Source organism: Cellulomonas sp. Marseille-Q8402, from assembly GCF_965119525.1.
In genome coordinates this window covers 119324-145783 of record NZ_CBCPLX010000002.1, presented here as the reverse complement: position 1 = coordinate 145783, position 26460 = coordinate 119324, and the positions used below count along the sequence as shown (strand labels likewise).

Here is a 26460-nt window from a genome sequence, read left to right as displayed (position 1 = left end):
CCCGGCGTCCGCGGCCCTGCGGGGCAGGGACGAGCGGTGGACCGGAGCACCGCCGGGACCACGGGCCGGCAGCTCGTCACCCTGATCGCGCGCTCATCGCGGTCAAGCCCATCACAGTTCCCACCACCGGTCACGGCGTCGACCGCGGCCTCGACCTGCAGGTCAAGGTCACCGCACCCGTCGACGGCCAGGACCTGCCCGTCATCGTCTTCTCCCACGGCAACGCCTGGTCCATGGACGGCTACGAACCCCTCGTGGATCGCTGGGCGGCCGCCGGGTTCGTCGTCGTCCAGCCCACCCACCTGGACTCCCGCCGCAACCGCATCGGCTTCAGTGACCCGCGCTTCTCCACCATCTGGCGGGTCCGCATCGCCGACCTGCACGCGGTCCTGGATCACCTCGATGACGTCCTCGGCCAGGTCCCCGGCCTGTCTCCCCGCGTCGACGCGGGCCGCGTCGCCGTCGTCGGGCACTCCTGGGGAGGGCAGAGCACCGGGGCCCTGCTCGGGGCCCGTGTCCTGGACGCCGACGGCGCCCCGGGGGAGGACTTCACCCACCCCACCGTCAAGGCGGGCGCGCTCATCGCCACCACCGGCACCGGTGACACCCTGACCCCGTTCGCGCTGGAGCACCTGCCGTTCATGCGCCCTGGCTACTCCACCATGACCACCCCCGCCCTGATCATCACCGGCGGCAAGGACCAGTCGGCGATGTCCACCCGCGGACCGGACTGGTTCACCGACGCCTACCACCTCAGCCCCGCCCCCAAGGCCATGCTCACCATCACCGACGGCGAGCACACCCTCGGCGGCGTCGCCGGGGAAGCCGTCCGCGAGACCAGCGACGAGGACCCCTCCCGCGTCGCCCTCGTCGCCGACGCCGTGGCCGCCTACCTCCTCGACGCCCTCCATGCTGACGCCAGCGCATGGCAGGACCTGCAGGAGAAGGCCGCAGCCAGTTCCGGCGTCTTCAGCATCGACAGCAAGTAGACCCGACGCGGCCGGGCTCAACCGTCTCCCGCGGCGGGCCCGGTCGCGGACCTTCCTGGCCCAGTCAGTGACCAACGAACGGCTGTACCCTGCACTCCTCCTGCAGCCCGAGCACCCTCGCCGACACCACAGGGCCATGCTCCGTCGCCGATCAGCTGCTGGGCCGCAGAACCTGCACCTGCTCACCGTCGAGCGCCTCGATCCCGACACCGACGCCGAGCATCCGCGGGGGCTGCTGCGCCTGACCGTAGAGACCGAACGTCCCCTCCACGACTTCCTCGTATCGGCGAGAGCGTGCCGGCCCCCACCGATGCTCAGCATGACGACGATCGAGAGCGGCCGGCCATCCCCGAACGACGCGCCGTTCGTCCCGCCGTGCTCGACGCTGAGTTCTCCGAGACGACAACGCGGACCCCGATCCGTGACCGGGGCCCGCGTCCTGTCGGAAAGCTCAGCGTGAGATCTGCCCCGCGCTGCGCCGCCGGAGCGCCAGCACCGCGCCGGTGACGATCAGCATCGCCGCAAGCAGCGCCAAGGTGCCCACCGTCGCGCCCGTGGAGGCGAGCGCGCCTGGCCGTGCCGTGTCGGATGCGGCGACCGTGAGCTCGGCCCAGCCGATGAGCGTGCCGTCAGCGGCGGTGACCGCGATCCGGTGCTGGCCCGGCGCGGTGTCGGCCGGGATCCGGAACATCGTCTCGCCTGACGCGTTCACCGTCGCGACGCCGAGGTCGACCGGCGTCGAGAACAACCAGCCCCGCACCTGGGTGCCGGCGTGCTGCGTGCCGACCGTGACCGTCACCGTGCCGCCGGCCGTGACCGGACCGGTGACCGTGATGCCGCCGCGGGTGCCGTCGACCAGTTCGCCGGCGGTCGGCGGTGCCGGGGTGCCCGGGGTGCCCGGGGTGCCGGGCGCGGGGATGGGCGGCGAACCGGGGTCGGTTCCTGGGTCCCCGGGCTGGCCCGGACCGCCCGGCTCACCCGGGCCAGGCTCACCCGGCCCCGGGTCGACCGGGAGGTCGGTGAACGCGAACGTCCACTCGGACTGCGCCCCGTCCGTGAGCGCGAACCCGTCGAGCGCTCGTGCGGTCACCGTGACCGTGCCGGTGCCGGCGTGCGTGCCCGCGGTGACCACGGCGCCGTCGACCACGTACTCGACGCCGGTGGACAGCGGCACCGTATAGGTGTCGGCGGCGGTGCCCAGGGCGTCGTGGAACGTGACGGCCCCCGGCGTCACGACGGTGTCGGCCACCTCGGCCTGCAGCAGCGTGATCCGGTCGATCGCGATGGTGCCGGCGTCGAGCCGGAGGCTGACGGTTGGCGCCCAGCCGGCGAGCTGGTCGTGGGTCATCGTCAGGTCGAGCATCCCGGTCCGGATCGGCGACCAGGTGCCGTCGCGCTCGATCCAGGACGTGAGCTCGCCGTGGTCGACGACCGTGGCGAACCGCACGCCGGGCTCCCAGGCGACGGCCCGGTCCCCGACCCCCGCTGACAGCCCCTTCGCCTGCCCGCCGACCACCACGTCGATCCCGCCGCGGGACCGCGTGTTGTTGAACCAGCTGTGCGCGCGGTTCTGCGGGCCGTCCGTCAGCCCGACGAACAGGCTGTCCTCCGCGGTGCCCGTCCCGACGAAGGACGCCGGCTCCACGACCAGCGCGAACCGCTCCGCGGGGTCGACCGGCAGCGCCAGGTGGCTCCACCGCCGGCCCGGCGCGGTCGCGGTGAGCACGCCGGCGTCGGTGTCCACGGCCAGGTCCGCCGCGGCCTCGCCGATGTCGCCGAACGCCTCGTACTCGCCGAGCCGGTCGGTGTCGAAGTCGTCGTCCCAGGCGACCTCACCGAACGTCACGTCGTCGAACGCCTCCCCGGAGGGGTGCTGCACGTTCACCGGTGCGACCTCCGGGCCCGGCACCGCGGTGCCCTGCTCGGTGACCCACTTGGCGCCGTCCGCGCGCTTGGTGATCGTGAACGCGTCGAGCTCGTCGCCGACGGCGACCGTCGCCGCGCCCCCGGGGCGGGTGTACGTGACGACGGAGGAGTAGCTCAGGGTGTCGCCGTCGACCGAGATGGCCTGGTAGGTCGACGTGTCCTGGGCCCGGACGACTGCGGTGGCGCCGTTCCGGTTCCAGATGTGGTCGTCGCCGGCGGGCAGCGTGTACTGCTTCTGGCCGGCGTTGGACACGACGTAGACCGGCCCGGCGCTGACGCCCGGCAGGTCCGTCCCCGTGGAGCCGTGATAGCCGCGGCCGTAGGTGTGGTCGTGGCCCTGGAGCACCAGGTCGACGTTCCGCCGCTCGAGCACCGGCAGGACGTACTGGCGCCAGTCGGCCTCGTCGCGCAGGCCGTTGCCGCTGACCCCGGTGGAGAACACCGGCTGGTGGGCCAGCACGACGCTCCACTCGTGCGGGTTCTCGCGCAGCACCCGGTCGAGCCAGGTGGCCTGCGCGGTCATCCACGCCTTGCGGCCGGTGTCGCAGCTCGACGTCGAGCCCGGGGGCTGGACGATCGTGCAGATGTCGTCGCGGTTGGCGTTGAGGTTCACGAACCGCACGCCCTGGTAATCCGTGACGTACACGGTGTCCTTGAGGACGGACGCCAGGTGCTCGCCGTACTCCGTCGCGTACTCGCCGGCGTCGGACGGGACGGGCCCGTTGGCGTCGTACTCGAAGCTGTCCGTGTAGGTCTCGATCCGCGGCTGGCCGCCGATCTCGTGGTTGCCGAGCGTGGTCAGCACGTTCGTGCGGTCGCCGACCCCCTCGACGCCTGCGAACCAGTCGGTCCACTCCTGCTCGATCGTCGCGGTGTTGACCAGGTCGCCCGCGTACAGGCCGAGCTCGGCGTCCGGGTGCGCGGCGACGGCGGCGTCCACCGTCTGGTGCCACACGGAGTCGATGCCCTCCTGCGCGTCCCCGAAGTACAGGAACGTGAACGGGTCGGCACCGGCGGAGGCGGTGGTGAAGGAGAACCAGCCGCTGGCCCGGTCACCCGACAGCACGCGGTACTGGTACTCGGTGCCGGGGGTCAGGCCCTCGATCCGGGCGCTGTGGCTGCGCGCCGGGTAGCCGTCGACGGTGCGCTCGGGCTTCTGCTCGGCGGCGACGGTCCGGGCCGTGCCGCCGACCGGGCGGACCTCGACGGAGCCCGTCAGCGGCAGCGCGCTGCGGGACCGCCACGTGACGTACTGCGAGGTGGACGGGTCGGCCGTCGGGTTGAGCACGACGCGCTCCGGCGTGCCGTCCGGCGCGTCCGGGTCCGTCCACGCACCCGCGCGGGTGGCGACGTCGAACACGTGCATGACGCCCTGGTCCGAGCCCAGCGGGAGCCGCACGGCGTCGACGGTCTTGGTGGCGTCCAGCGAGACGGGCTTGGTGCCGAACACCCGGAAGGTGCCCGTTCCGGTGCTGTTCGCGCCGTTGTTGCGGCCGGAGACCTGGACCAGCGTGCTGCTGCCGGCGCCGGGCTGGGCGGCCCAGTCGGTCAGCTCCAGCACGACGTCCTGCGTGCTGCCGTCGGTGTACTCGACGACTGCCGTGCCCCGGGCCGGGCCGTTGGTGGCCAGTCCGAGGAACGCGATCGCGCCGGCCTGCTCGTCGGCCAGGTCGATGCGCTGGCCGTGCGGGATCCAGTTGTCCGGCTCGCCGGGGGCGGTGTCCGGCCAGGTGAACGTGATGCCGGTGTCGCCGTGCGGGATCTGCTGGCCGGGAGCTGCGCCGGCCGTCGCGAGGGTCTCGCGCGAGAAAGACCAGTCGGACAGGTCCATCGAGCCCAGCTCGCCGCGCCCGGCGGGCGTGGTGCCGATGCTGTTCCGGGCGTCCACGCCGTCGGTGTACGACGGCGGGGCGTCGTCGGGGCCGGTGCCCCAGGTGCCCGGGACCGCGCCCATCGTGAAGTCGAGCGTGCCGCCGGTGCGGACGAAGTCGGCGTCCACCCACGACGCCGTCTGCGGCGTGCCGTTGACGGACAGCGCCCTCGTGTACCGGTTCGTGCTGCTCGCACCGGGCGCGGAGATGGTGATCGCGCGGTCGCTGCCGACCGGGTCGATCACGAGGTGCTCGAACATCGGCGCGGTGACGACGAGATCGCCGGTGCCGTAGATCGCCGGGTACACGCCCATCGTGGCGAATGCGTACCAGGCGCTCAGCGAGCCCTGGTCGTCGTTGCCGGGCAGGCCGGCCGGCGTCGTGTCGTACATCTCCGTGGCCGCGCGGTAGAGCACGTCCGTGGCCTCGTGCGGCGCACCGAGCCAGTTGTAGACCCAGGGGGTGTTCATCGCCGGCTGGTTGGACAGGTAGTTGCCCGACTTGTCGTAGGCGCCGGCGTCCAGGTCGGCCATGAGGGAGTCCAGGGCGGCCGTCGACGCCGCGACGCCACCCTTGCGCTCGATCAGCGTGCCGAGGTTGTGCGGCACCATCCAGCCGTACTGCAGGCCGGTCGACTGGTTGAACTGGCCGCGGCCGCTGCCGTCCTCCCGGACCTGCAGGTTCATCGCCCGGTCGAACCCGGTGCGCTCGCGCGGCCGGATCTGCTGGGACTGCGGGTCGAACACGTTCATCCAGCTCTGCGACCGGGCCATGAACGTGTCGTGCGCGGCCGTGTCGCCCAGGCGCTCGGCGAGCTGCGCGATCGCGAAGTCGTCGACCGAGTACTCCAGGACCCGCGAGGTCGCGAAGTCGTTCTTCCGGTTCTCGATCATCCCGGTCGCGAAGTACTGGAACGCGTCCGTGCGGTCGGAACCGGAGGCGGGCAGCACCTGCGTGCTGAGCATCCCCGCGAGCGCGTCCTCGCGCCGGTAGTCCGTGATGCCCATGTCGTCGAGCGTCGCGATCATGACCTGCAGGCTGTCGCCCTGCATGCGCGCGGCGCCGGGCTGCCAGCCACCGGTCTGGTCGTGCAGCAGCACGATCGACTCGGCGATGTCCGCCGCGACCTCCGGGTGCGTCAGCGCGATCAGCTGGATCTGGCTGCGGTACATGTCCCAGCCGGAACCGGCGAAGTTCTGGTAGAAATCGCGCCCGTCCTCGACCTGGTGGGTCTGGCCGTCGTAGCCGCGGTACTCCCCGTTCACGTCGTTGCGGACGTTGGGGTGCAGCATCGCGTGGTAGAGCGCCGTGTAGAGCTTGGTCCGTTCCTCGTCGGTGCCGCCGGTCGCGTCGACCGTGCCGAGCGCCTCGGTCCAGGCCGCCTTCGCCGCGCCCCGGACGTCGTCGAACGACGTCGCGCCGACCTCGGCGTCCCGGTTCTCGGCGGCGTTCTCGACGCTCACGTAGCTGAGGCCGGTGCGCGCCGTGACCTGCGCGCCGTCGGCGAAGGTCACCCAGGCGCCGGTGTCGTGCCGGAAGTCCGCACCGGTGTCCGCGCTGTCCTTGCCGGCTTCGGTCCGGCCGGCGGTCAGCGTGCCGTCCTGCCAGGTGCCGTGGAACACGAACGGCTGGTCGTACGTCGTGGAGAAGTACGCGGAGTAGTAGTTGCCGTTGTCGCAGATGTCCGCGCCGCGCATCCAGCCTGACACCGTGCTCGTGGCCGGGTCGATCGTCACGTCGGCGGCCTGCACCAAGTTCGGGCTCACCGCCGCCACGGAGGCGTGGCGGCAGGAGTACACCCGGCGCGGAGTCCGGTTCGCGTCGGTGGAACCCGGAGCCACCGCGACCGAGCTCTTCGACCAGCAGGACGGCGCCAGTGAGGGATACGCACGGATGTTCGCGGACGTCGAGCTGCTCAACCCCAACGACATCGCAGACGCTGTCGAGTACATCGTCACCCGCCCCCGACGAGCCGCCGTGAACGAGATCCTCATCCGCCCCACCGACCAGCAGGCATGACAGTCGGGCCGGCCGGCGCGTAGTCCTCAAGCGTGCCGGCGCGGGTCCGGGCTGACCGTGCGCCAGGAGGAAGGGCAGACGTGGAGATCGCAGTGCAGCGGATCAGCGGGTCCGCCGTGGTCGTCCGCCCAACCGGCCGGCTCACCACCGCCGACGCCGCCAAGCTGAGAGCCGCGCTGTCGGACCTCGTCGGCGCGGGCAGCGCCCGGGTCGTCGTCGACCTCGAGGCGACCACGTTCCTCGACTCGACCGGCCTCGGCGCACTCGTGTTCGGCCTGCGGGCGGCTCGCACGGCGGGCGGCGACCTGACGATTGCGCGTCCGAGCGGTCAGGTGCTGAACGTCCTGGAGCTCACGACGATGATCCGGGTGCTGCCGCCGCACGAGACGGTGGCGGACGCGTTCGGCGCGCTGTCCTGATCCAAGGCCCGGAACGACACCCGGTCCCCTCGCCTTGGCGCGTCCGCTGCTCCACTAAGCCGTCGGCGCCCGCTCACCGAGTGCCCCCTACGTGATGGCGGTCTACTGCTAGACCCCGGGCAAGTCGAAGACGTAGAAGACGTTCCCGCCCGGTCCACCGACCCCGGCAACCGTGCCGCCGGGGATCTCATACGGCGTGACGACAAGCTCCAGCTCCGAGTGCTCCGCGAGCCACGCGTCCAGGTCGTCGACTCGGTACATCGGCCCCGCGGGCTGCGGGTCGGTGGAGATCATCAACTGAGTCTCCGACCCCGGTAGGGCGAGCGCGACCGTGTCGTCTGCCTCCCGCCACGCCTCCTCCCACCCCAGCCTGTCGCGGTAATACGCGACAGCCTCGTCCAGGTCCCGCACCGGGTGGTAGATGAAAGTGAGTAGCACGAAGTGCCTCCGGGGGACGGCTGCGCAGTGATCACCCAGCCTGCCGGATCGGGAAGCCCGACGTCGAGCGTCACGGAGGACGGCTTGCGGCGCTGCGCGCTTGGCCCGCGAGCGCGCAGCCCCGGAGGGTGAGGCCGACCTCGAATCCCCCATGCGTTCCGTCGCTGTGTGAGCGACCTCTAGCCCCGGGGCGAGACGTCACCGTCGTGCTCGCTCCGCGGCACCGCACTCGACCTCCCGAGCACCTGAGCGCGTCAGGCCGTGGGCGTGTGCGCCCCGCGGTGGCACGGTGGGCACGACCTGGCCTAGCTGTAGTTCCTCGGGACGTTGTGATCAGCGTGGTCCGGGACAGATGACGAGGACCTCCGGTATTCAAGGGGTTACCACACCGTCCTCGAACACCCGGAGGTCCTCGTGACCCACGCTAACGCCCCGTTGACACCGACCGGCAGGCTCCGGCTCGCGCGCGTCGTGGTCGAGGACGGCTGGTCCGTGCGCCGCGCCGCCGAGCGGTTCCAGTGCTCACCGGCCACGGCCGCGAAGTGGGCCAGGCGGTATCGCGCCGGTGAGCCGTTGACCGACCGGTCCTCGCGCCCGCGGCGCTCGCCCGGGCGCTGCCCGCGCCGCACCGAGCGGCGGATCATCGCGCTGCGGTTCACCCGCCGGTGGGGGCCACACCGCATCGGCTACCACCTGGGCGTCCCGCGGGCGACGGTCGGGCGGGTCCTGGCCCGCTACCGGATGCCGCACCTGGCGCACCTGGACCAGGCCACCGGCCTACCGGTGCGCCGACCAGCACCGGTCCGCTACGAGGCCGCCGCGCCCGGTGACCTGGTGCACGTCGACATCAAGAAGCTCGGACGCATCCCCGACGGCGGCGGCTGGCGCGCCCACGGACGCGGCTCGGCCCAAGACCGCGCCGCCGGCGTGACCCGTGACCGGGCTGCGCGCGCCGGGGCGAAGGGCTCACGCGGCTACCGGTTCCTGCACCACGCGGTCGACGACCACTCCCGCCTGGCCTACTCCGAGATCCTGGACGATGAGCGCAAGGACACCGCCGCTGCGTTCTGGACCCGAGCCCGCGCGCACTTCGCGGGCATCGGGATCCAGGTCACCGCGGTCATCACCGACAACGGCGCCTGCTACCGGTCCCGGGACTTCGCCGCCGCCCTCGGCGAGGCCAAGCACCGACGGACCCGCCCCTACCGACCGCAGACGAACGGCAAGGTCGAACGGTTCAACCGCACCCTGGCAACCGAGTGGGCCTACGCCGCGACCTACGCCTCGGACGAGGCACGCACCGCGACCTACGAGACTTGGCTGCACGACTACAACCACCACCGACCCCACACCGGCATCGGCGGCGCCGTCCCCGCAGACCGCGTTCACAACCTCACGGCGAACTACACCTAGCTCGTCGGTCGCCCCGAGTGGAGGGGTGCGTCGTGGGCCACTGCTCCGGCGCCCCACCACGCACGCGGGCTTCGGCGTCTGCTGTCGCCACGCACCGTTCGAGCAGGACGGCAGCCTCAGCGCTGTTGCGTTCCTTCCCTCAGCTGGGCCACCAGAGGCTTGAGGGCGGTCCAGTGCTCGCCGCTCGAGACCGGCTCCTCAGGCTCCCGGCAGTCGCGGGCGCCGTCAGGCCGTGTCGCCACCGTCGACCAGCAGCGTGCTGCCAGGCCGTGACCTGTCGCGTACCCCGATTTCGACGATCTCCCCACCGCAGACGACCGCGACACGATGGCTGATGTGTCGCATAACGGAGATCGTGAGACACACATCGATAGGCGACGTCGGTGTGCCACTCTCCCGCGACCTTGTGAGGCTCCGTCCGGCGCGTGTGCTGGGCCCGGGCGGGAACACCTGTCGGTGTTCCCGCCCCTCGCTGCGTTCCGCTCGTCTACGCGCTCACTGCTCGACTGCCGCGCCGTGAGAGCCATACGGCCAACAGGGCGACGCTGGCGATCACACCGGCGACGGAGATGAGTGCCGCGGGCCAGACGATGGCTCCTGCAGTTCCGGAGTCCCGACCCACATCGCTGCGATCGAACGCGATCGAAAACGACACGGCGTACGAGATCACCGCCGCCACCGTCGCAGTCACTGCGACGATGAACCACCCCTTGGGATGACGTTCTGCCATTGTTGCCCCCTTTTCACCTGCGAACGTAGAGCAAGCCGCCGTTCGCGCGCGCCGGTTCGCGCGAGACCTTCACATCCGCGGCAGCAGCGGCCCGGGGCTGCACCTCCTCGACACGCGTAGCGCTGCACGAGGGCATGGGACGGCGCGAGCCGGCGGCTTGCTCACCGCCGCGGCCCTCGCAAGCTTGCACCCGACAAGCTCATCGTTTCCAACGGTCGCCTTTGTGGAGGGGTCGTCGGCGGCAGAGGCAACTACGTGCCGGGGACGACTGCGGTCTCTGGAGGCTCGAATCTGGCGCTCGACGTGCTGCTGAGCGGCGCACAGTCCGCCTCCCGCTGAGCCAGGCGGGCGTATCTCCTGGCCAGAACGGCGTGTCACGTGTCGCTACGTCAACGTGCGGCACCATGCTGCGCCTATGAGCGGCAAGGACGTGGCCTCCGCCTCGCGCTTCGCTCTGCTCCTGGACACGAACGCTTTCATCGCCCTCGAGCCGACGTCGCCGTCGTTCCAGGCTGATCTGCCAGACGCTGCCGAGCTCGTGCGCCTTGCCCAGCAAGGCGATCACCGCTTCTACCTTTCCGCTGGCACCGCCCACGACATCGACCGGGACACACGGACAGACCGCCGGCGAGCGAATCACGCGCTCGCCGGCAAGTACCAGCACCTCGACCCGATCGCTCCGCCGACGGACCTGCTCGTGGTGCTCGGCGAGGACGCCCCACCACCCGGACGACACTCGAACAACGACGTCGATCTGGAGATGCTCTCCGCGGTCTGGGTCGGTGCGGTCGACTTCCTCGTCACGCAGGACAATCGGCTTCGGCGTCGTGCCGTGCGGGCAGGGCTCGGTGACCGGGTGCTCACCATCGTGGAAGCCGTCGCGTTCCTGCGCCGACTCTCCCCGCGTGCCAGCACACCTCCGCCCGCGGTCACGCCGGTTCGGACGTACAACCTCGACGTCCACGACCCGATCTTCGAGTCGCTCCGGGAGGACTACGTCGGGTTCGACGAGTGGTTCGCGGGCGTGCGGCTCGCACCGGGCCGGCCGGCATGGGTCATCCAGTTCGACGACGGCGGTTACGGCGCGCTGATGATCGTCAAGGACGAGCCGCCAGGTGCTACGGAGTTCCCCGGCAAGGTCCTGAAGCTCTGCACCTTCAAGGTTGCGGAGCACGCGTACGGGCGCGCCTACGGCGAGCTGCTGCTCAAGACGTTGTTCGGGCACATGCACAGCGGCGTTCACGACACCGTGTACGTCACCACCTTCCCGAAGCAGGACCGCCTGATCGAACTGCTCGAAGACTTCGGCTTCGTCCGACACAACCATCCTCAGGGTGACGACGAGGAGCTGGTGCTGGTCAAGTACCGGCGGCCGGCCGATCCGACACTGACCGACCCCTTGGTCGCGCACCGGATGCACGGACCGCCGTACGTCCACCCCGACGCGCGCACCTTCGTAGTCCCGGTCATCCCCGTGTGGCACGACGCCCTGTTCCCCGACTTCGAGATGGGCTTCGGGCTTTGGACCGGGAGCCACGCCTATGGAAACGCGCTGCGCAAGGCGTACGTCTCCGGGTCCAGGTCACGTCTCGTGAGCGCAGGCGACATCCTGCTGTTCTACCGGTCGGAAGACCTGCAGGCGGTCACTGTCGTAGGCGTAGTGGAAGATGTGCACGTCTCAAGCGACGCAAGGACGATCCAGAGGTTCGTCGGAAGGCGCACCGTGTACACGCCGATGGACCTGGGGCTCATGGAGCTGGAACACGCCGAGCTTCACGCGATGATTTTCCGACAGGACCGGCTGCTCGATCCGCCCGTGTCACTCAAGACCCTGCGGCTCATGGGAGTGCTCAACGGCCCGCCGCAGAGCATCACCGAAGTACGTAGAGGAGGACGACCGTGGATGCACCAGCAGCTGGCCGCGTCGCAGTAATGTCGATCAGGCCGCAGTTCGCCGAGGCGATCCTCAACGGGACGAAACTCGTGGAGTTCCGCAAGCGACGCCTGGCACCGGACGTCACGACAGTCCTCATCTACGCGACGATGCCCGTCGGCCGCGTCATCGGAGCGTTCGAGGTCCACGGGTATGACGTGGCGTCGCCAACGGCCGTGTGGGAGCGGCACAAGGGTCACGCTGGCATCGCACGGTCCGGCTACCGCGACTACTACCGAGGGTCCGAAGCCGCGGTCGGCATCCTCGTGAAGGGCGCGCGCAGGCTCCCGCGCCCGCTGACTCTCAAGGAGCTGGACGCATCCTTGCCCGTGCCGCAGAGCTTCGTGTACCTCACGCTCAACCCGCGCGGCCCACACGCCGACACGCAGGCGCGCCTGCATGACGAGCTCGCGACCGCGCACTGAGAACGAAGGGCACAAGCGCGTGAATCCAGACAAAGATCCCATGCACAAGCTCACGACACGCTCGTCGGCATCCTAGGGGACCACTGCAAATGGGTAAGGCTCGTCCGCAGCTGTGCAAGACCTTCCGGGCCGTGGCCAGGACTACCTTTCGCGACTACCAAGCGGGTCGCCCCGTCGGCCTGGTGCCATGGGAGACGTCCTTCACTGACGCCGCGTTGCTCCGGATCGCTACCCAGCATCCGCGTGAAGTCCTCGCGCACCGCTTTGACGGACGGTCTGAGCGCGCAACGGGAGCCGACTGGGAGTGGTGGTTCTGCAGCCCCAGAGGATTCACCGGCCTACGAGTACAGGCGAAGCGCATGGCCCCGAACACGAACACGTTTCCCGTGTCGAAGTCCGTCGATGGAGTGCAGCAGGCCGAAGTGCTCATTCGCGCCGCTCGATACCGACGAGCGACGCCCTTCTACGTTCTGTACGGAGACAGAGTGCCAACGGCGACACAGCCTGCAGTCGCCCCTGGACCTTGCCCACACGGGCCGTCCGACCCCACTCTATGGGGCGCCGCACTCGTGCATGCGGGAGTTGTGCACCAGCGCCTCCTCGGTCCGCGCCCTCGCCACTCGCTCCTCGCGGACGCATGGCCTTGGCATCATCTTGTCTGCAGCTCCTGCGAAGACGACACCGTCGATGAGGCCGCCCGGCGCTTCGTGCTGGAGGACGAAGCACACCGTGCCCGCCACCTTGATCCCGAACGCCAGAGCATCGCGATGGAAGGCCCGATCGACCGCGCGTACTTCGCCGAAGGCGCGCCTTCCGACGTGATCAGAGCGTACGAACGACGAGATCCGTCTTTGATCGAAGGTGGAGACGGGCTCGGCGGGGCCGTACTTGTGCTCGACGCGGGACGGCGACGCTAGGAGATGGAGGTCTGCACTCCTCGGGTCAGAAGCGCTACAGAGGGACCCCCGGCAGCGCGGGTCGCGGCCGCCCGCCCATCAGTCACTACTTCACGGTGCCCGCGGACGCATCACCACCAAGGCGCGACAGGAGAGCGGCGCGAAGCAAGTCACCGCAACCTCGGCAGTCACGCCGCCGGCCTCAGAGCGCACCTCACACAAGTCGGGCCGTCGCGCTCCCGAGCCCGTCGCGGTAGAGCGGCGCTCACAGATCGCCGAAACTGAAAATCTAGGCCAAAGCGCCACAACGGTCTCCGGAACGCCACAAGGGCGCCACAATTTCCCGCCGGAAACCACGCCGCTTAATCGGAACCTACAGCAGGCTCAGGACTGCATGTCCACGAACCGCGAGTAGTGACCCTGGAACGCCACGGTGATCACGTCCGTCGGCCCGTTACGGTGCTTGGCCACGATCAGGTCGGCCTCGCCCGCACGCGGCGACTCGCGCTCGTACGCGTCCTCGCGGTGCAGCAGCACCACCATGTCGGCGTCCTGCTCGATGGAGCCGGACTCACGCAGGTCGCTCATCGCGGGCTTCTTGTCGGTGCGCTGCTCCGGGCCACGGTTCAGCTGCGACAGCGCGATGACGGGGACCTCGAGCTCCTTCGCGAGCAGCTTGAGCGCACGCGAGAACTCGGAGACCTCCTGCTGGCGGGACTCGACGCGCTTGCCGGACGACATCAGCTGCAGGTAGTCGATGATCACGAGCTTGAGGTCGTGCTTCTGCTTGAGCCGCCGGCACTTGGCGCGGATCTCCATCAGCGACATGTTCGGGGAGTCGTCGATGAACAGCGGCGCCTCGGTGAGCTTGCCCTGGATCTGGGCGAGCTTCTGCCAGTCCTCGTCGCCCATGGAGCCGTTGCGCATCTTCTGCAGGGGCACGCGGGCCTCGGCGGACAGCAGACGCATGGTGATCTCGGAGCGGCTCATCTCGAGCGAGAACACGACGGACGCCTGGCCGTGCTTGATCGACGCGGCGCGGGCGAAGTCCAGGGCCAGGGTCGACTTGCCGATGGCCGGCCGGGCGGCGATGACGATCATCTGGCCCGGGTGCAGGCCGTTGGTGAGGCGGTCGAGGTCCGCGAACCCGGTGGGGACGCCGACCATGCCCTCGCCGCGGTGCCCGGCGGACTCGATCTCGTCCAGGGTGCCGGCGACGACCTCGCCGAGGCGGTGGTAGTCCTCGGTGGTGCGGCGGTCGCTGACGGCGTAGACCTCGGCCTGCGCGTTGTTGACGATCTCCTCGACGTCGCCGCCGTCGGTCGCGTAGCCGAGCTGCACGATGCGGGTGCCGGCCTCGACGAGGCGGCGCAGGACCGCGCGCTCCCGGACGATGCGGGCGTAGTACCCGGCGTTCGCGGCGGTCGGGACCATCGCGATGAGGGTGTGCAGGTACGGCACGCCGCCGATGCGGGCGATCTCGCCGCGCTTGGTGAGCTCGTCCGCGACGGTGACGGCGTCGGCGGGCTCGCCGCGGCCGTACAGGTCGAGGATCGCGTCGTAGATCGCCTCGTGCGCGGGCCGGTAGAAGTCGGTGCCGCGGATCTCCTCGACGACGTCGGCGATGGCGTCCTTCGAGATCATCATGCCGCCGAGCACGCTCTGCTCGGCGTCGAGGTCCTGCGGGGGCATCCGGTCGTAGTCCGCCCGGCGCTGCCCCGACGATGCCCCGTACTCGAGATCCTCGATCGTCACCGTGCTGCCCCGCCCTCGTCGTCCTGCTCCGTCGTGACGGTTCTAGCACCGGCCTCCGACACGCCCGTGCCCCCCGGACCTGGTCCGGCGGGCGCCGGTCGGTCCTCGAGGACTCGCGCGCGACGTGACAGTAGGCGCCTCGCGGACCGGTGTCGAGCGAGTCGTGCACAGGGCCTGGGGACGACGTTGTGGAAGGCTGTGGACCGCAGCCCAGGGTTGTCCACAGTCCGTGGACACAGGTGTGGACAAAGTCCGAATCCGTCCCCACCAGGGCCTTCTCACCGGCGCAAATGCCGTGAACCGATGTGGACAGGAAGAAGTTGGCTCTCATTTCACGCCTCGGACACGTGCCGTCCACGGTCGACCGGCAGATTCTGGGTCTGGCTGTGCCCGCGCTCGGGGCGCTGGTCGCCGAGCCGCTGTTCGTCCTGGTGGACTCCGCGATCGTCGGGCGCCTGGGGACGACGGAGCTCGCGGGACTGTCGCTGGCCTCGACCCTCCTGGTGACCGTCGTGGGGCTGTGCGTCTTCCTCGCGTACGCGACCACGGCCGCGGTGGCCCGCCGCTCCGGTGCCGGCGACCGCGCCGGCGCGCTGCAGATGGGCGTCGACGGCCTGTGGCTCGCGGCCGGCCTCGGCGTCGTGCTGGCGGTCGTCGCGTTCGCCGGGGCGCCCTGGGCCGTCGGCGCCCTCGGAGCGACGGGCGACGTCGCGCACCAGGCGGTGCTGTACCTGCGCGCGTCGGCGCCGGGACTGCCGGGGATGCTGCTCGTGCTCGCCGCCACCGGCGCGCTGCGCGGGCTGCAGGACACCCGCACCCCGCTGGTGGTCGCCGGGGTGGGCGCCGCCGTCAACGCGGTGCTCAACGTCGCGCTGGTGTACGGCGCGGGCCTCGGGATCGCCGGCTCGGGGCTCGGGACCGCGCTGACCCAGATCGGGATGGGAGCGGCGCTCGTCGTCGTGGTGGTCCGGGGCGCCCGCACCGTCGGCGCCTCCCTCCGCCCGGCGCCCGGCGGGATCCTGGCCGGCGTGCGCGCGGGGACTCCCTTGCTGCTGCGCACCGCGTCCCTGCGCGCCGCGATCCTCCTGACGGTCTGGGTGGCCACCAGCCTCGGGCCGGTGGCGCTGGCCGGGCACCAGGTGGTCAACGCGGTGTGGGGCTTCGTGGCGTTCGCGCTGGACGCGCTCGCCATCGCGGCACAGGCCCTCGTCGGGCACGCCCTCGGGGCGAGCGACGTCCCGCAGGCCCGGGCGCTGCTGCGGCGGATGCTCGCCTGGGGCGTCGGCGCCGGAGTGGTCCTCGGCGTCGTGACCGGGACCGCCGGGTGGTGGCTGTCCGCCCTGTTCACCAGCGACCCGGAGGTGCGGCACGCCGTCACCGTGAGCCTGGTGGTGGCGGCGGTGCTGATGCCGATGGCGGGGTGGGTGTTCGTGCTCGACGGCGTGCTGATCGGCGCCGGCGACGGCCGGTTCCTCGCCGCAGCGGGTCTCGTGACGCTGGCCGCGTACGTGCCGGTGGCGCTCGCCGTGCGGGCCTGGGCGCCCGACGGCTGGGCCGGGCTCGCGTGGCTGTGGGCGGCGTTCGCCGGCGTGTTCATGCTGGCCCGCGCCGTCACCACGGGCCTCCGCGCCCGCGGCGACCGCTGGATGGTCACCGGGGCCTAGCCTCCCCGCGCCGCCCCCCGACCGCTCGGCCCGCGAGGTCGAGGCTTTGCCGCGAAGTCGAGGGCTTCGCGCCCTGCTACGGAGGCAAACCCTCGACCTGGGGGGCGGCAGCGGGCAGCCGCGGCGCCGGGACGACGAACGCCCCGCGCCCGGCGTGAGCCGGAGGCGGGGCGTTCGTGCGGTACGGCTGCGATCAGGCCGCGACGACCTTGACGGTCAGCTTCGCGGAGACCTCGGCGTGCAGGCGGACCTGCACCTCGTACTCGCCGGTGGCCTTGATCGGCTGCGCGACCTCGACCTTGCGGCGGTCGATCGACGGGCCGCCGGCCGCCTTCACGGCGTCGGCGATCTCGGCGGTCGTGATGGCGCCGAACAGGCGACCGGAGTCGCCCGCCTTCGCGGACACGGTGACCGGGTTGCCCTGGAGGGAGTCACGCACGGCGCGCGCCTCCTCGAGGGTCTCGATCTCGCGGACCTTGCGGGCACGGCGGATCGCCGTGACCTCCTTCTCGGCTCCCTTGCTCCACGGGGTCGCGAGACCACGCGGGACGAGGTAGTTACGGGCGTACCCGTCCTTGACGTCGACGACGTCGCCGGGAGCGCCGAGGCCCGTGACCTCGTGGGTCAGGATCAGCTTGGACATCTGTCTGCTCCTTCTCAGCGCGCCGACGACGAGTACGGCAGCAGAGCCATCTCGCGGGCGTTCTTGACGGCACGCGCGATCGCGCGCTGCTCCTGGACGGACACGCCGGTCACGCGACGGGCGCGGATCTTCCCGCGGTCGGAGATGAACTTCCGCAGCAGGGCGGTGTCCTTGTAGTCGACCGACTCGATCTTCGCCGCCTTGAGCGGGTTCTGCTTCTTCTTGGGCTTCCGGACAACGGCCTTGGCCATCGTGGTGCTCCTTGTTCTGTGTGGAGCCCGGGGCGTTGCCGTGCCCCGGGATGGGGTGTGCTTGTGCGGGCGCGCGCCCGTGGGGTGCCGACCGAGGTCAGCGGTGCGTGATCAGCCGATCAGAACGGGGGCTCGTCGGAGTAGCCGCCGGCGCCGCCACCACCCGCGGGCGTGGCCCACGGGTCGTCCTGCGCCTGGCCGCCGCCACCGTTGAAGCCGCCGCCACCGCCGCCGCCCTGGTTGAAGCCGCCACCGCCGCCGCCACCGCCGTTGAAGCCACCGCCACCACCGCCGGAGCGCTGGGTGCGGGTGACCTTGGCGGAGGCGTAGCGGAGCGACGGGCCGACCTCGTCGACCTGCAGCTCGTACACGGTCCGCTTCTCGCCCTCGCGGGTCTCGTAGGACCGCTGGACGAGCCGGCCCGAGACGATGACCCGGGTGCCCTTCGTGAGCGACTCGGCGACGTTCTCCGCCGCCTCCCGCCAGATCGAGCAGCGGAGGAACAGCGTGTCGCCGTCCTTCCACTCGTTGCTCTGACGGTCGAACGTGCGCGGCGTGGACGCCACGGTGAAGTTCGCGACCGCGGCGCCGGACGGCGTGAACCGCAGCTCCGGGTCGGCGGTCAGGTTCCCGATCACCGTGATGGTGGTGTCACCAGCCATGCCAGCTCCTCGTTCTCGTCGAAAGGGGGTGGGTCCGCACGGTACGCGCGCGGTCCGACACTCAGGCGTCCTGGCGGAGGACCTTCGTGCGGAGGACGGCCTCGTTCAGGCCCAGCTGACGGTCGAGCTCCTTGGCGGTGTCCGACGTCGAGGAGAAGTCGACGACGGCGTAGATGCCCTCGGACTTCTTCTTGATGTCGTACGCCAGGCGGCGACGGCCCCAGATGTCCACCTTGTCGACGGAGCCACCGTCGGTCTTGACGACCGACAGGTACTTGTCGAGGGACGGAGCGACGGTGCGCTCCTCGATGTCGGGATCGAGGATGATCATGATCTCGTACTGACGCAGGCTCATACCCACCTCCTCTGGTCTCGGCGGCCACGGTCGTTCCGTAGCAGGAGGGTGTTGTGCGTCGCGGTGCCCGGACCCGAGATGTCGATCTGCGACGGCCGGACGGGCACAGCAGTCCGCCAGTCTACCCGGTCGCACGGCCCGTCCGGGCCGCCCGTCCGGGTGGCGTGCGGCACGCGGCTCAGCCGCCGGCGCTGCCGTTCCCGTTGCCGGTGCTCTGCCCCTGGCCCTGGGCGGGCGGCGCGGTCTCGGTCGGCTGCGGCGCCGGCTGCTGCTGCGGCCCGCGCGAGACCCGGATCGTCACGGTCGCGCCGGGCTCCACCTGCGTCCCCTCGCCGGGGTTCAGGCCGAGCACGGTGCCGGCCGGCTGGTCGGAGTCCTCCTGCGCCACGGCGGGCACCAGCCCGGCGTTGGTGATCGCGGCCTGCGCGTCGCCGGACAGCCCGCCGGTCAGCCCGGACGGGACCGCCACGGTCGTCGGCTCCTCGACGACCGGGGGCGCCGTGGTCGGCGCCGTGGTGGTCGGCTCCTGCGTGGGCACGGCCGCGGCGTTGACGTTCGCGCGCTCCGGGAACGGCGTCGGGGTGGCGTACTTCTCCAGCTGCAGCACCGGCGTCATGTACGCGGCCCAGAGCGCGGCCGGGTACGTGGAGCCGGTGATCTCGTCGAAACGACCCCACGGGGTGATCGTGACCTGGTCCCGGCCGTTCTCCCCGGCCTGGCTGAGGCCGACCGCGGTCGCGATCTGCGGGGTGAACCCGACGAACCAGGCCGACTTGTTCTCGGTCGACGTGCCCGTCTTGCCGGCGATGTCGCGCCCGATCGGCTCGATGTACCGCTCGCCGGACCCCTCCTCGACGACCTGGGTCATCGCGTAGGTGGTGTCCGCCATGACGCCGGCGTCGAACGTCTGCACCGGCTGGGTCTCGCCGGTGTACGCGAGGTCGCCGTCCGGGTAGGCGGCCTGGGCCACCATGAACGGCTTGTGGTAGACGCCCTGCGCGGCGATGGTCGCGTAGGCGGAGGCCATCTCCAGCGGACTCACGGTGTCGCTGCCGAGCACGTTCGACGGGACCGTCGTCAGCGGGCTGTTCACCACGCCGGCGCGCTTCGCGACGTCGGCGGTCTTCTCGGGGCCGACCTCGAGGTTGAGCTGCGCGTACACGGTGTTCACCGACTGCTCGGTCGCCTTGACCAGGTCGATGGTGCCGAAGTCCTCGCCGCCGAAGTTGGTCACCTGCTGGGGACCCCACGCATCGAACTGCTGCGGCGAGTAGCCCGGGTAGCGCTTGGTCAGCGGGATCCCGTTCTCCAGCGCGGCGATCAGCGTGAACGGCTTGAAGGTCGAGCCGGCCTGGATCCGGTCCCGGCTGGCGCGGTTGATCTGGTCGGTCAGGAAGTCGGTGCCGCCGAACATCGACACGATGGCGCCGTTGGTGGGGTCGATCGACACGACGCCGACCTTGAGCGACTCGGACGGCGTGGCCCCGTCGGACAGCCCGCCGGCCTTCATGTTCGCGACCTGGTCGACCGCGGCCTGCTGCACCGGCGGCTCGATCGTGGTCGTGATCGTCAGGCCGCCGGTCTCGAGCGTCTCCTGCGTGATGGAGCCCGTGGCGGTGAGCTCGTTGCTCACGTACTCCATCAGGTAGCCGTTCGGCCCCGCGAGCCGGTTGCTGCGCACGTACTCGATCGGCTCCGGGAACACGAGGGCGTCCCGGTCGGCCTGGGTCAGGTAGCCGTCCCGGACCATGCCGTCGAGCACGTAGGCCCAGCGCTGCTCGGACTTCTCGCGGCTCACCGCCGGGTCCCAGTTGTTGGGCGACGGGATGATGCCGGCCAGCATCGCCGCCTGCGACACGTCGAGCTCCGCGGCGGGCTTGCCGAAGTACGCCTGCGCGGCGGCGTCGATGCCGTACGCGTTCCGCCCGAAGTAGATGGTGTTGAGGTACCGGCCGAGGATCTGCTCCTTGGTCTCGCTCTGCGCGATCTTGATCGCGAGCAGGGCCTCCTTGGCCTTCCCGGTGTAGCTCGTCGTCGTCTGGCCGACGTAGTAGCGCTCGACGTACTGCTGCGTCAGCGTGGACGCACCCTGGGTCGCGCCGCCCTGGATGTTGTTGAGGAAGGCGCGGGCCATGCCGGTGATCGAGATGCCCTGGTTCTCGAAGAACGTGCGGTCCTCGGCCGACACGACCGCCTGCCCGACGAACTCCGGCAGCGACTCGTACTCCACGAGGTTCCGGTTCGGCCCGTCGTAGGTGCCGAGCTCCGTGCCGTCCGCGTAGAGGACGGTGGACGCCTGCTCCTCGGCGAAGTCGTCCGGGTCCGGCACGTCCGTCAGGGCGTAGGCCGCGACGACGAGCCCGAGCACCAGGAACACGCCGACGGTGATGGTGCCGACCACGAACCGCCACGAGGGCAGCCAGCGGTGCAGGCCGCGGTAGCCGCGCCGGGGGTAGTCGACGATGCGCCGGCGACCGCCGGACGTGCCGCCACCGGCCGGTGCCGACCGTCGGTTCGAGCCTGCCAACGCACTGCCTTCCTGTGGACTGCTGAGGGGGCGGGGAGCGGCAGGGAGCCGTCCGGGCCCGGATCAGTATGCAAGAGCGGACCCCTCGGACCCCGGGTCAGAGGCCTGTGGCTGCGGACTTTCACGTGATCACCACCTCGTGCGCGCTCCGGCTGCCCGCGTCCGCCACGCCGTCCAGGGCCAGCTGTTGCCCGGATCGCCCCGTTCGCCCTACTCTCCACGATGTATCAACTCGATACATCGTGAAGCAGGCGACGAGGGGAGGGCTGCCGTGCGCGGACGTTCCGACGTGCTCGAGTCGGCCATCCTCGGGCTGCTCCACGACTCCCCGATGCACGGGTACGAGCTCCGGAAGCGGCTCAACCTCCTGCTCGGGTCGTTCCGCGCGCTGTCCTACGGCTCGCTCTACCCGTGCCTGAAGACGCTGGTCGCGCGGGGCTGGATCGTCGGGTCCGACCCCCAGGAGGCGCCCGCGCACGGCCTGGCCGGCAAGCGGGCGCGCATCGTCTACCAGCTCACGGCGGAGGGCAAGGAGCAGTTCCAGCACGTGCTGGCCTCCTCCGGCCCGGCCGCGTGGGAGGACGAGAACTTCGGCGTCCGGTTCGCGTTCTTCGGGCAGACCGACCGCGAGACCCGGCTGCGGATCCTCGAGGGCCGGCGCACGCGCATGGCCGAGCGCCTCGAGATGATCACCGACTCCGTCGCCCGGACCCGCGTCCGGATGGACGAGTACACGCTCGAGCTCCAGCGTCACGGGCTCGAGCAGGTGGAGCGCGAGGTCCGCTGGCTCGACGACCTCATCGACCACGAGCGCAGCGATCGCAGCGCCCGTCCCCAGGGTGCCGGTCAGCCGACCGGTCCCCGCACAGCAGCTGTCGAGGATGACCCCATCGTCGCGGCACAACCCTCTGAGAAGGAGCGAGGATGACCTCCATCCGCGTTGCGATCGCCGGTGTGGGCAACTGCGCCTCGTCGCTGGTCCAGGGCGTGCAGTTCTACGCCGACGCCGACCCCAGCACCAAGGTGCCCGGGCTCATGCACGTCCAGTTCGGGGACTACCACGTCCGCGACCTCGAGTTCGTGGCGGCGTTCGACGTCGACGCGAAGAAGGTCGGCTTCGACCTCTCCGAGGCGATCGTGGCGTCGGAGAACAACACCATCAAGATCGCCGACGTCCCGCCGCTCGGCGTGACCGTCCAGCGGGGCCCGACCCTCGACGGCATCGGCAAGTACTACGCCGAGACGATCGAGCAGTCGGACGCCGAGCCGGTCGACGTGGCGCAGGCCCTCCGCGACGCCAAGGTCGACGTCCTCGTGTCCTACCTGCCGGTGGGCTCGGAGGAGGCCGACAAGTTCTACGCGCAGGCCGCCATCGACGCGGGCGTGGCGTTCGTCAACGCCCTGCCGGTGTTCATCGCGTCCGACCCGGAGTGGGCCGCGAAGTTCGAGGCCGCCGGTGTCCCGATCGTCGGCGACGACATCAAGTCGCAGGTCGGCGCCACGATCACGCACCGCGTGCTCGCCCGCCTGTTCGAGGACCGCGGCGTCGTGCTGGACCGCACGTACCAGCTGAACGTCGGCGGCAACATGGACTTCAAGAACATGCTCGAGCGCGACCGCCTGGAGTCCAAGAAGCTGTCGAAGACGCAGGCCGTCACCTCGAACATCGAGGACGGCCCGCTGGCCGGCAAGAAGGCCGACCGCAACGTCCACATCGGCCCGTCGGACTACGTCGCCTGGCTCGACGACCGCAAGTGGGCGTACGTCCGCCTCGAGGGTCGCGCGTTCGGCGAGGTGCCCCTGAACCTCGAGTACAAGCTCGAGGTCTGGGACTCCCCCAACTCGGCCGGCATCATCATCGACGCCGTCCGTGCCGCGAAGATCGCGCTCGACCGGGGCACCGGTGGCCCGATCCTGTCGGCGTCGACCTACTTCATGAAGTCCCCGCCGGTCCAGCACGAGGACCAGCACGGCCGGGAGCTCGTGGAGAAGTTCATCCGCGGCGAGATCGAGCGCTGATCTCGCTCCCCTGAGCGGCCCGAGGCCCCGGTGACATCACGTCACCGGGGCCTCGGTGCGTCAGGACGCGGCGATCTCCGCGCGGAGCGTGCCGAGCAGCTCCGCCAGCCCGTCCGCGAGCGCCGCTGCCTGCGCACGGGTGGCGGTCGCCGACACCGTCCACACGGTCGCGGGTCCGCCGTCGGCGCCCGGGACGGCGACGAACTCCTGCACCTGGGTCATCGGCACCCCGACGCCGTCGACCGTGGTGGTGAAGTGCACCTCCTGCGCGACCCCGGTGTCGCCCTGGAGCTCCCGGCGGTGCACGGTGACGTCCTGCTCGGTCGCCTCGATCGCCCGCACGGCCTCCGTGCCGAGCGCGACGGCCAGCCCGGGGTCGGCCGAGCGCTGGACGCCCACCGTGACGTTGGCGGTGAAGCCGGCGTCCGGCGTCTCGTGGGCCGCGGCGAAGGCGATGCCCGGCGTGCCGAGCGTCTCCGGCGGGATCAGGTGCCAGCCCTCGGGCAGCGCGGGTGCGTCCTGCGGGTCGGTGCTCATGCGTCTCCTCCGTCGATCGGGCGGCGTCGAGTGTATGTGCGACCCCGATAGCCTGGCCCGGTGCAGGTGGTCTCGGATCTGAAGCAGCTGTGGCCCCTGGTGGACTTCCGGCGGCTGCTCGCGGTGCGCCTGGTGAGCCAGTGCTCCGACGGCCTGTTCCAGGCGGGCCTCGCCACGCTGTTCTTCTTCTCCCCCGAGAACGCGACCACGGCGACGGGCGTCGCGGCGGCGTTCGCCGTGCTGCTGCTGCCGTTCACGGTGGTGGGCCCGTGGGCCGGGGTGCTGCTGGACCGCTGGCGCCGCCGGCAGGTGCTGCTGGTCGGCAACCTGGTCCGCGCCGGGCTCACCGTCCTCGTCGCGCTGGTCATGGCGACAGCGGGCGTCGGGCCCGCGGTGTACGTGCTGGCCCTCGTGACGCTGTCGGTCAACCGGTTCCTGCTGTCCGCGCTGTCGGCGTCCCAGCCCCGGGTGGTGGCCGGGCCGCTGCTGCTGACCGCCAACTCGATCACCCCGACGCTCGGCACGGTGTCCGCGGGGATCGGCGCCGGCATCGGGTTCGGGCTCGGGCTGGTCCTGCCCGACGGCCGCGGCAAGGACGTCGCCGCCCTGCTCGTCGCCGCGGCCCTGATGACGACCGCCGCGCTGCTCGCCACCCGGCTGGGCAGGGACCGGCTCGGCCCGGACGCCCGCGCCGACGCCACGGAGCTGCGGCGGGCGCTGTCCACGCTCGCCCACGGGCTCGTCGACGGCGCGCGGTACCTGGTCCGGCGCGGGACCCCGGCGCGGGCGCTGGGCGTGATGGCGGTGCACCGGTTCCTCTACGGCGCGGTGTTCATCGCCAGCCTGCTCATCTCGCGGAACCTGCTGTCCGACCCGTCCGACGCCCGCGCCGGCCTCGTCACGTTCGGCACCGTCGCCGCGGTGACCGGTGCCGGCTTCGCGCTGGCGATCGTCGTGACCCCGGTCGTGTCGCCGGTGCTGGGGCCGCACGGCTGGATCACGCTCTGCCTGCTGCTGGCCGCCGGGACCCAGGCCCTGCTGGCGGTCACCGTCGCGTACCCCGCGGTCCTCGCGGGCTCGCTCGTGCTCGGGCTCGCGGCGCAGGGCGCCAAGATCGCGGTGGACACGATCGTGCAGCGGGACACCGCCGACGCGTTCCGGGGCCGGGCGTTCGCGCTGTACGACGTCCTCTACAACGCCGCGTTCGTCGGTGCGGCGGCGCTGGCCGCCGTGGCCCTGCCCGACACCGGCTGGTCGCGCGGGGTGTTCGCCGCGCTGGCCGCGGCGTACCTGGCGGCCGCGCTGGTCTACCGCACCCGCGCGACGGAGCCGGCCGAGGTCCCGGTCCGGGCGAGCCGCTAGCGGCGTCAGCCCTGCGGCTGCTCCGCCCACCACGCCAGCAGGGCCTCGCGGGCGGCGTCCGGGTCCATCGGGCCCTGCTCCATCCGCAGCTCGAGCAGGTGCTTGTACGCCGCGCCCACCTGCCGGCCCGGCCCGATGCCGAGGACCTCCATGATCTGCGTGCCGTCCAGGTCGGGCCGGATCGCGTCCAGCTCCTCCTGCTCCTTCAGCTGCGCGATCCGCGCCTCGAGGTCGTCGTACGCCTCGGACAGCCGGCGGGCCTTGCGCTGGTTCCGCGTCGTGCAGTCGGACCGGGTCAGCCGGTGCAGCCGCTCCAGGAGCGGACCCGCGTCGGTGACGTACCGGCGCACGGCCGAGTCGGTCCAGGCGCCCTCGCCGTAGCCGTGGAACCGCAGGTGCAGCTCGGTCAGGCGGGCGACGGCCTGCACGGTGGCCTTGTCGAAGTGCAGCGCGCGGAGCCGCTTGGCCGCGAGCTTGGCGCCGACCACCTCGTGGTGGTGGAAGCTGACGCCGCCGGCGGACTCGAACCGCCGCGTCGCCGGCTTGCCGATGTCGTGCAGCAGCGCCGCCAGCCGCAGCACCAGGTCCGGTCCCGGCACCGCGCCGTCCGGACCGGTCTCCAGCGCGATGGCGCGGTCGAGGACGGTCAGCGAGTGCTCGTAGACGTCCTTGTGCCGGTGGTGCTCGTCGATCTCCAGCCGCAGCGCGGGCAGCTCCGGGAGCACGTGGTCCGCGAGCCCGGTGTCCACCAGCACCCGCAGCCCGGCCCGCGGCTGCGGCGACAGGAGCAGCTTCACCAGCTCGTCGCGGACGCGCTCCGCGGACACGATGGCGATCCGGTCCGCCATGTCGGTGGCGGCGGCGAGCGCGGCGGGGTCGACGGCGAAGCCCAGCTGGGCGGCGAACCGGGCGGCGCGCAGCATCCGCAGCGGGTCGTCGTCGAAGGACTGCCGCGGGTCGACCGGCGTCCGCAGCACGCCGCGGGCCAGGTCGCGCAGGCCGTCGAACGGGTCCACGAACGTCAGCCCGGGCAGCCGGATCGCCATCGAGTTGACCGTGAAGTCCCGGCGCGACAGGTCGCCCTCGAGCGAGTCGCCGAACGCCACCTCCGGCTTGCGGGACGTCGGGTCGTAGACGTCGGACCGGTAGGTGGTGACCTCGACGACGACGTCCTCGGTGCCCCGGCGGGCGTGCCGGCGGGCGCCGATCGTGCCGAACGCCCGCCCGATGTCCCAGTGCGCGTCGCCCCAGGCGGCGAGGATGCGCTCGGTCTCGTCCGGGTCGGCGGAGGTCGTGAAGTCGAGGTCGACGCTCGGCCGCCCCAGGAACGCGTCCCGCACAGGACCGCCGACCAGGGCGAGCTCGTGCCCGGCCTGCTGGAACAGCTCGCCGAGCTCGAGCGCCGCGGGCGCGAGCCCCGCGATGACGCCGAGGGCACGCCGCTGCAGCGCGAGCAGCGCGTCGGCGTCCACCCCGTCGCCGGCGTCGGCGGCGGGGGCGGGCTGGGGGGTCAGGTCGTCGGACGGCACGACGCCCAAGCCTGCCAGATCGCGGCGGCGGCCCGCCGGTCCCCGGTGATCCGGCACAGGTCCTCCACCCGGAGTTCGGTCGGTGCGCAGGCCGGAG

General features: G+C 71.4%; 21 protein-coding genes and 1 pseudogene. 12 read left to right on the top strand and 10 right to left on the bottom strand.

Going from position 1 to position 26460, the window contains the following annotated elements; all coding sequences use genetic code 11:
* Nucleotides 1-95: 95 nt before the first annotated feature.
* Entirely contained in the window at nucleotides 96-989 is an 894-nt protein-coding gene (locus tag ACWPWW_RS11725) for an alpha/beta hydrolase family protein (RefSeq protein ID WP_454051803.1), read from the top strand.
* Between the two features lie 451 nt (nucleotides 990-1440).
* Here ACWPWW_RS11725 and ACWPWW_RS11720 read toward each other — a convergent pair whose 3' ends face one another.
* Nucleotides 1441-6522, bottom strand: coding sequence for a GH92 family glycosyl hydrolase (locus ACWPWW_RS11720; RefSeq protein ID WP_454050551.1), 5082 nt, complete (start codon nucleotides 6520-6522; stop codon nucleotides 1441-1443).
* On the opposite strand from ACWPWW_RS11720, the gene ACWPWW_RS11715 reads away from it, so the two are divergent.
* Nucleotides 6497-6805, top strand: coding sequence for a hypothetical protein (locus ACWPWW_RS11715; RefSeq protein ID WP_454050550.1), 309 nt, complete (start codon nucleotides 6497-6499; stop codon nucleotides 6803-6805). The genes ACWPWW_RS11720 and ACWPWW_RS11715 overlap by 26 nt on opposite strands.
* Before the next feature lie 80 nt (nucleotides 6806-6885).
* Nucleotides 6886-7224 carry an STAS domain-containing protein gene (locus tag ACWPWW_RS11710; protein WP_454050549.1) on the top strand — a complete coding sequence of 113 codons (339 nt, stop codon included), beginning with the start codon at nucleotides 6886-6888 and terminating at the stop codon, nucleotides 7222-7224.
* Nucleotides 7225-7332: 108 nt separating this feature from the next.
* Here the strand turns inward: ACWPWW_RS11710 and ACWPWW_RS11705 are convergent, their stop codons facing one another.
* Nucleotides 7333-7662: a VOC family protein gene (locus ACWPWW_RS11705; protein WP_454050548.1), complete on the bottom strand. Its 330-nt coding sequence runs from the start codon at nucleotides 7660-7662 to the stop codon at nucleotides 7333-7335.
* A gap of 414 nt (nucleotides 7663-8076) precedes the next feature.
* Between ACWPWW_RS11705 and ACWPWW_RS11700 the strand changes: the two genes are divergently transcribed.
* The 5 genes and pseudogenes from ACWPWW_RS11700 to ACWPWW_RS11680 all read left to right on the top strand — a co-directional run bounded on the left by ACWPWW_RS11700 (nucleotide 8077) and on the right by ACWPWW_RS11680 (nucleotide 13080).
* Complete coding sequence (locus tag ACWPWW_RS11700; RefSeq protein ID WP_454050547.1) at nucleotides 8077-9075, top strand: IS481 family transposase; 999 nt, start codon at nucleotides 8077-8079, stop codon at nucleotides 9073-9075.
* Nucleotides 9076-10220: 1145 nt separating this feature from the next.
* Nucleotides 10221-11738 carry a hypothetical protein gene (locus ACWPWW_RS11695; RefSeq protein WP_454050546.1) on the top strand — a complete coding sequence of 506 codons (1518 nt, stop codon included), beginning with the start codon at nucleotides 10221-10223 and terminating at the stop codon, nucleotides 11736-11738.
* Nucleotides 11738-12163, top strand: a complete 426-nt coding sequence (locus ACWPWW_RS11690) for a hypothetical protein (RefSeq protein WP_454050545.1) — start codon at nucleotides 11738-11740, stop codon at nucleotides 12161-12163. The genes ACWPWW_RS11695 and ACWPWW_RS11690 overlap by 1 nt, the downstream gene beginning before the upstream one ends.
* A gap of 89 nt (nucleotides 12164-12252) precedes the next feature.
* A pseudogene (locus tag ACWPWW_RS11685) lies at nucleotides 12253-12633 on the top strand (hypothetical protein); the annotation flags it as partial.
* A 114-nt stretch (nucleotides 12634-12747) separates the two neighbouring features.
* The gene (locus ACWPWW_RS11680; RefSeq protein ID WP_454051863.1) at nucleotides 12748-13080 is read left to right on the top strand and encodes a hypothetical protein; all 333 of its coding nucleotides are present in this window, start codon (nucleotides 12748-12750) and stop codon (nucleotides 13078-13080) included.
* Between the two features lie 363 nt (nucleotides 13081-13443).
* Here the strand turns inward: ACWPWW_RS11680 and dnaB are convergent, their stop codons facing one another.
* The gene (gene dnaB / locus ACWPWW_RS11675; protein ID WP_454050544.1) at nucleotides 13444-14814 is read right to left on the bottom strand and encodes a replicative DNA helicase; all 1371 of its coding nucleotides are present in this window, start codon (nucleotides 14812-14814) and stop codon (nucleotides 13444-13446) included.
* Nucleotides 14815-15143: 329 nt separating this feature from the next.
* Between dnaB and ACWPWW_RS11670 the strand changes: the two genes are divergently transcribed.
* Nucleotides 15144-16478 (top strand): MATE family efflux transporter, encoded by a 1335-nt coding sequence (locus tag ACWPWW_RS11670; RefSeq protein WP_454051802.1) that lies wholly within the window; start codon nucleotides 15144-15146, stop codon nucleotides 16476-16478.
* Between the two features lie 193 nt (nucleotides 16479-16671).
* Here the strand turns inward: ACWPWW_RS11670 and rplI are convergent, their stop codons facing one another.
* The 5 genes from rplI to ACWPWW_RS11645 all read right to left on the bottom strand — a co-directional run bounded on the left by rplI (nucleotide 16672) and on the right by ACWPWW_RS11645 (nucleotide 20916).
* On the bottom strand, nucleotides 16672-17121 hold the full coding sequence (gene rplI / locus ACWPWW_RS11665; RefSeq protein WP_454050543.1) for a 50S ribosomal protein L9: 450 nt from the start codon (nucleotides 17119-17121) through the stop codon (nucleotides 16672-16674).
* Nucleotides 17122-17135: 14 nt separating this feature from the next.
* The gene (gene rpsR / locus ACWPWW_RS11660) at nucleotides 17136-17372 is read right to left on the bottom strand and encodes a 30S ribosomal protein S18 (RefSeq protein ID WP_013772910.1); all 237 of its coding nucleotides are present in this window, start codon (nucleotides 17370-17372) and stop codon (nucleotides 17136-17138) included.
* Nucleotides 17373-17491: 119 nt separating this feature from the next.
* A complete protein-coding gene (locus tag ACWPWW_RS11655; protein WP_454050542.1) occupies nucleotides 17492-18034 on the bottom strand; it encodes a single-stranded DNA-binding protein in 543 nt (180 codons plus the stop codon).
* A 61-nt stretch (nucleotides 18035-18095) separates the two neighbouring features.
* The gene (gene rpsF, locus ACWPWW_RS11650) at nucleotides 18096-18389 is read right to left on the bottom strand and encodes a 30S ribosomal protein S6 (RefSeq protein WP_454050541.1); all 294 of its coding nucleotides are present in this window, start codon (nucleotides 18387-18389) and stop codon (nucleotides 18096-18098) included.
* Nucleotides 18390-18567: 178 nt separating this feature from the next.
* Nucleotides 18568-20916: a transglycosylase domain-containing protein gene (locus ACWPWW_RS11645; protein WP_454050540.1), complete on the bottom strand. Its 2349-nt coding sequence runs from the start codon at nucleotides 20914-20916 to the stop codon at nucleotides 18568-18570.
* Nucleotides 20917-21187: 271 nt separating this feature from the next.
* On the opposite strand from ACWPWW_RS11645, the gene ACWPWW_RS11640 reads away from it, so the two are divergent.
* Together ACWPWW_RS11640 and ACWPWW_RS11635 are read left to right on the top strand one after the other, a co-directional pair.
* The gene (locus ACWPWW_RS11640) at nucleotides 21188-21844 is read left to right on the top strand and encodes a PadR family transcriptional regulator (RefSeq protein WP_454050539.1); all 657 of its coding nucleotides are present in this window, start codon (nucleotides 21188-21190) and stop codon (nucleotides 21842-21844) included.
* The gene (locus ACWPWW_RS11635) at nucleotides 21841-22935 is read left to right on the top strand and encodes an inositol-3-phosphate synthase (RefSeq protein WP_454050538.1); all 1095 of its coding nucleotides are present in this window, start codon (nucleotides 21841-21843) and stop codon (nucleotides 22933-22935) included. The genes ACWPWW_RS11640 and ACWPWW_RS11635 overlap by 4 nt, the downstream gene beginning before the upstream one ends.
* Nucleotides 22936-22995: 60 nt before the next feature.
* On the opposite strand, the gene ACWPWW_RS11630 is transcribed toward ACWPWW_RS11635, so the two are convergent.
* Nucleotides 22996-23472 (bottom strand): hypothetical protein, encoded by a 477-nt coding sequence (locus tag ACWPWW_RS11630; protein WP_454050537.1) that lies wholly within the window; start codon nucleotides 23470-23472, stop codon nucleotides 22996-22998.
* A 60-nt stretch (nucleotides 23473-23532) separates the two neighbouring features.
* Here ACWPWW_RS11630 and ACWPWW_RS11625 point away from each other — a divergent pair, with 60 nt between their 5' ends.
* The gene (locus ACWPWW_RS11625) at nucleotides 23533-24834 is read left to right on the top strand and encodes an MFS transporter (protein ID WP_454050536.1); all 1302 of its coding nucleotides are present in this window, start codon (nucleotides 23533-23535) and stop codon (nucleotides 24832-24834) included.
* Nucleotides 24835-24839: 5 nt separating this feature from the next.
* On the opposite strand, the gene ACWPWW_RS11620 is transcribed toward ACWPWW_RS11625, so the two are convergent.
* Nucleotides 24840-26306, bottom strand: coding sequence for a CCA tRNA nucleotidyltransferase (locus tag ACWPWW_RS11620; RefSeq protein ID WP_454051801.1), 1467 nt, complete (start codon nucleotides 26304-26306; stop codon nucleotides 24840-24842).
* Nucleotides 26307-26460: the final 154 nt, after the last annotated feature.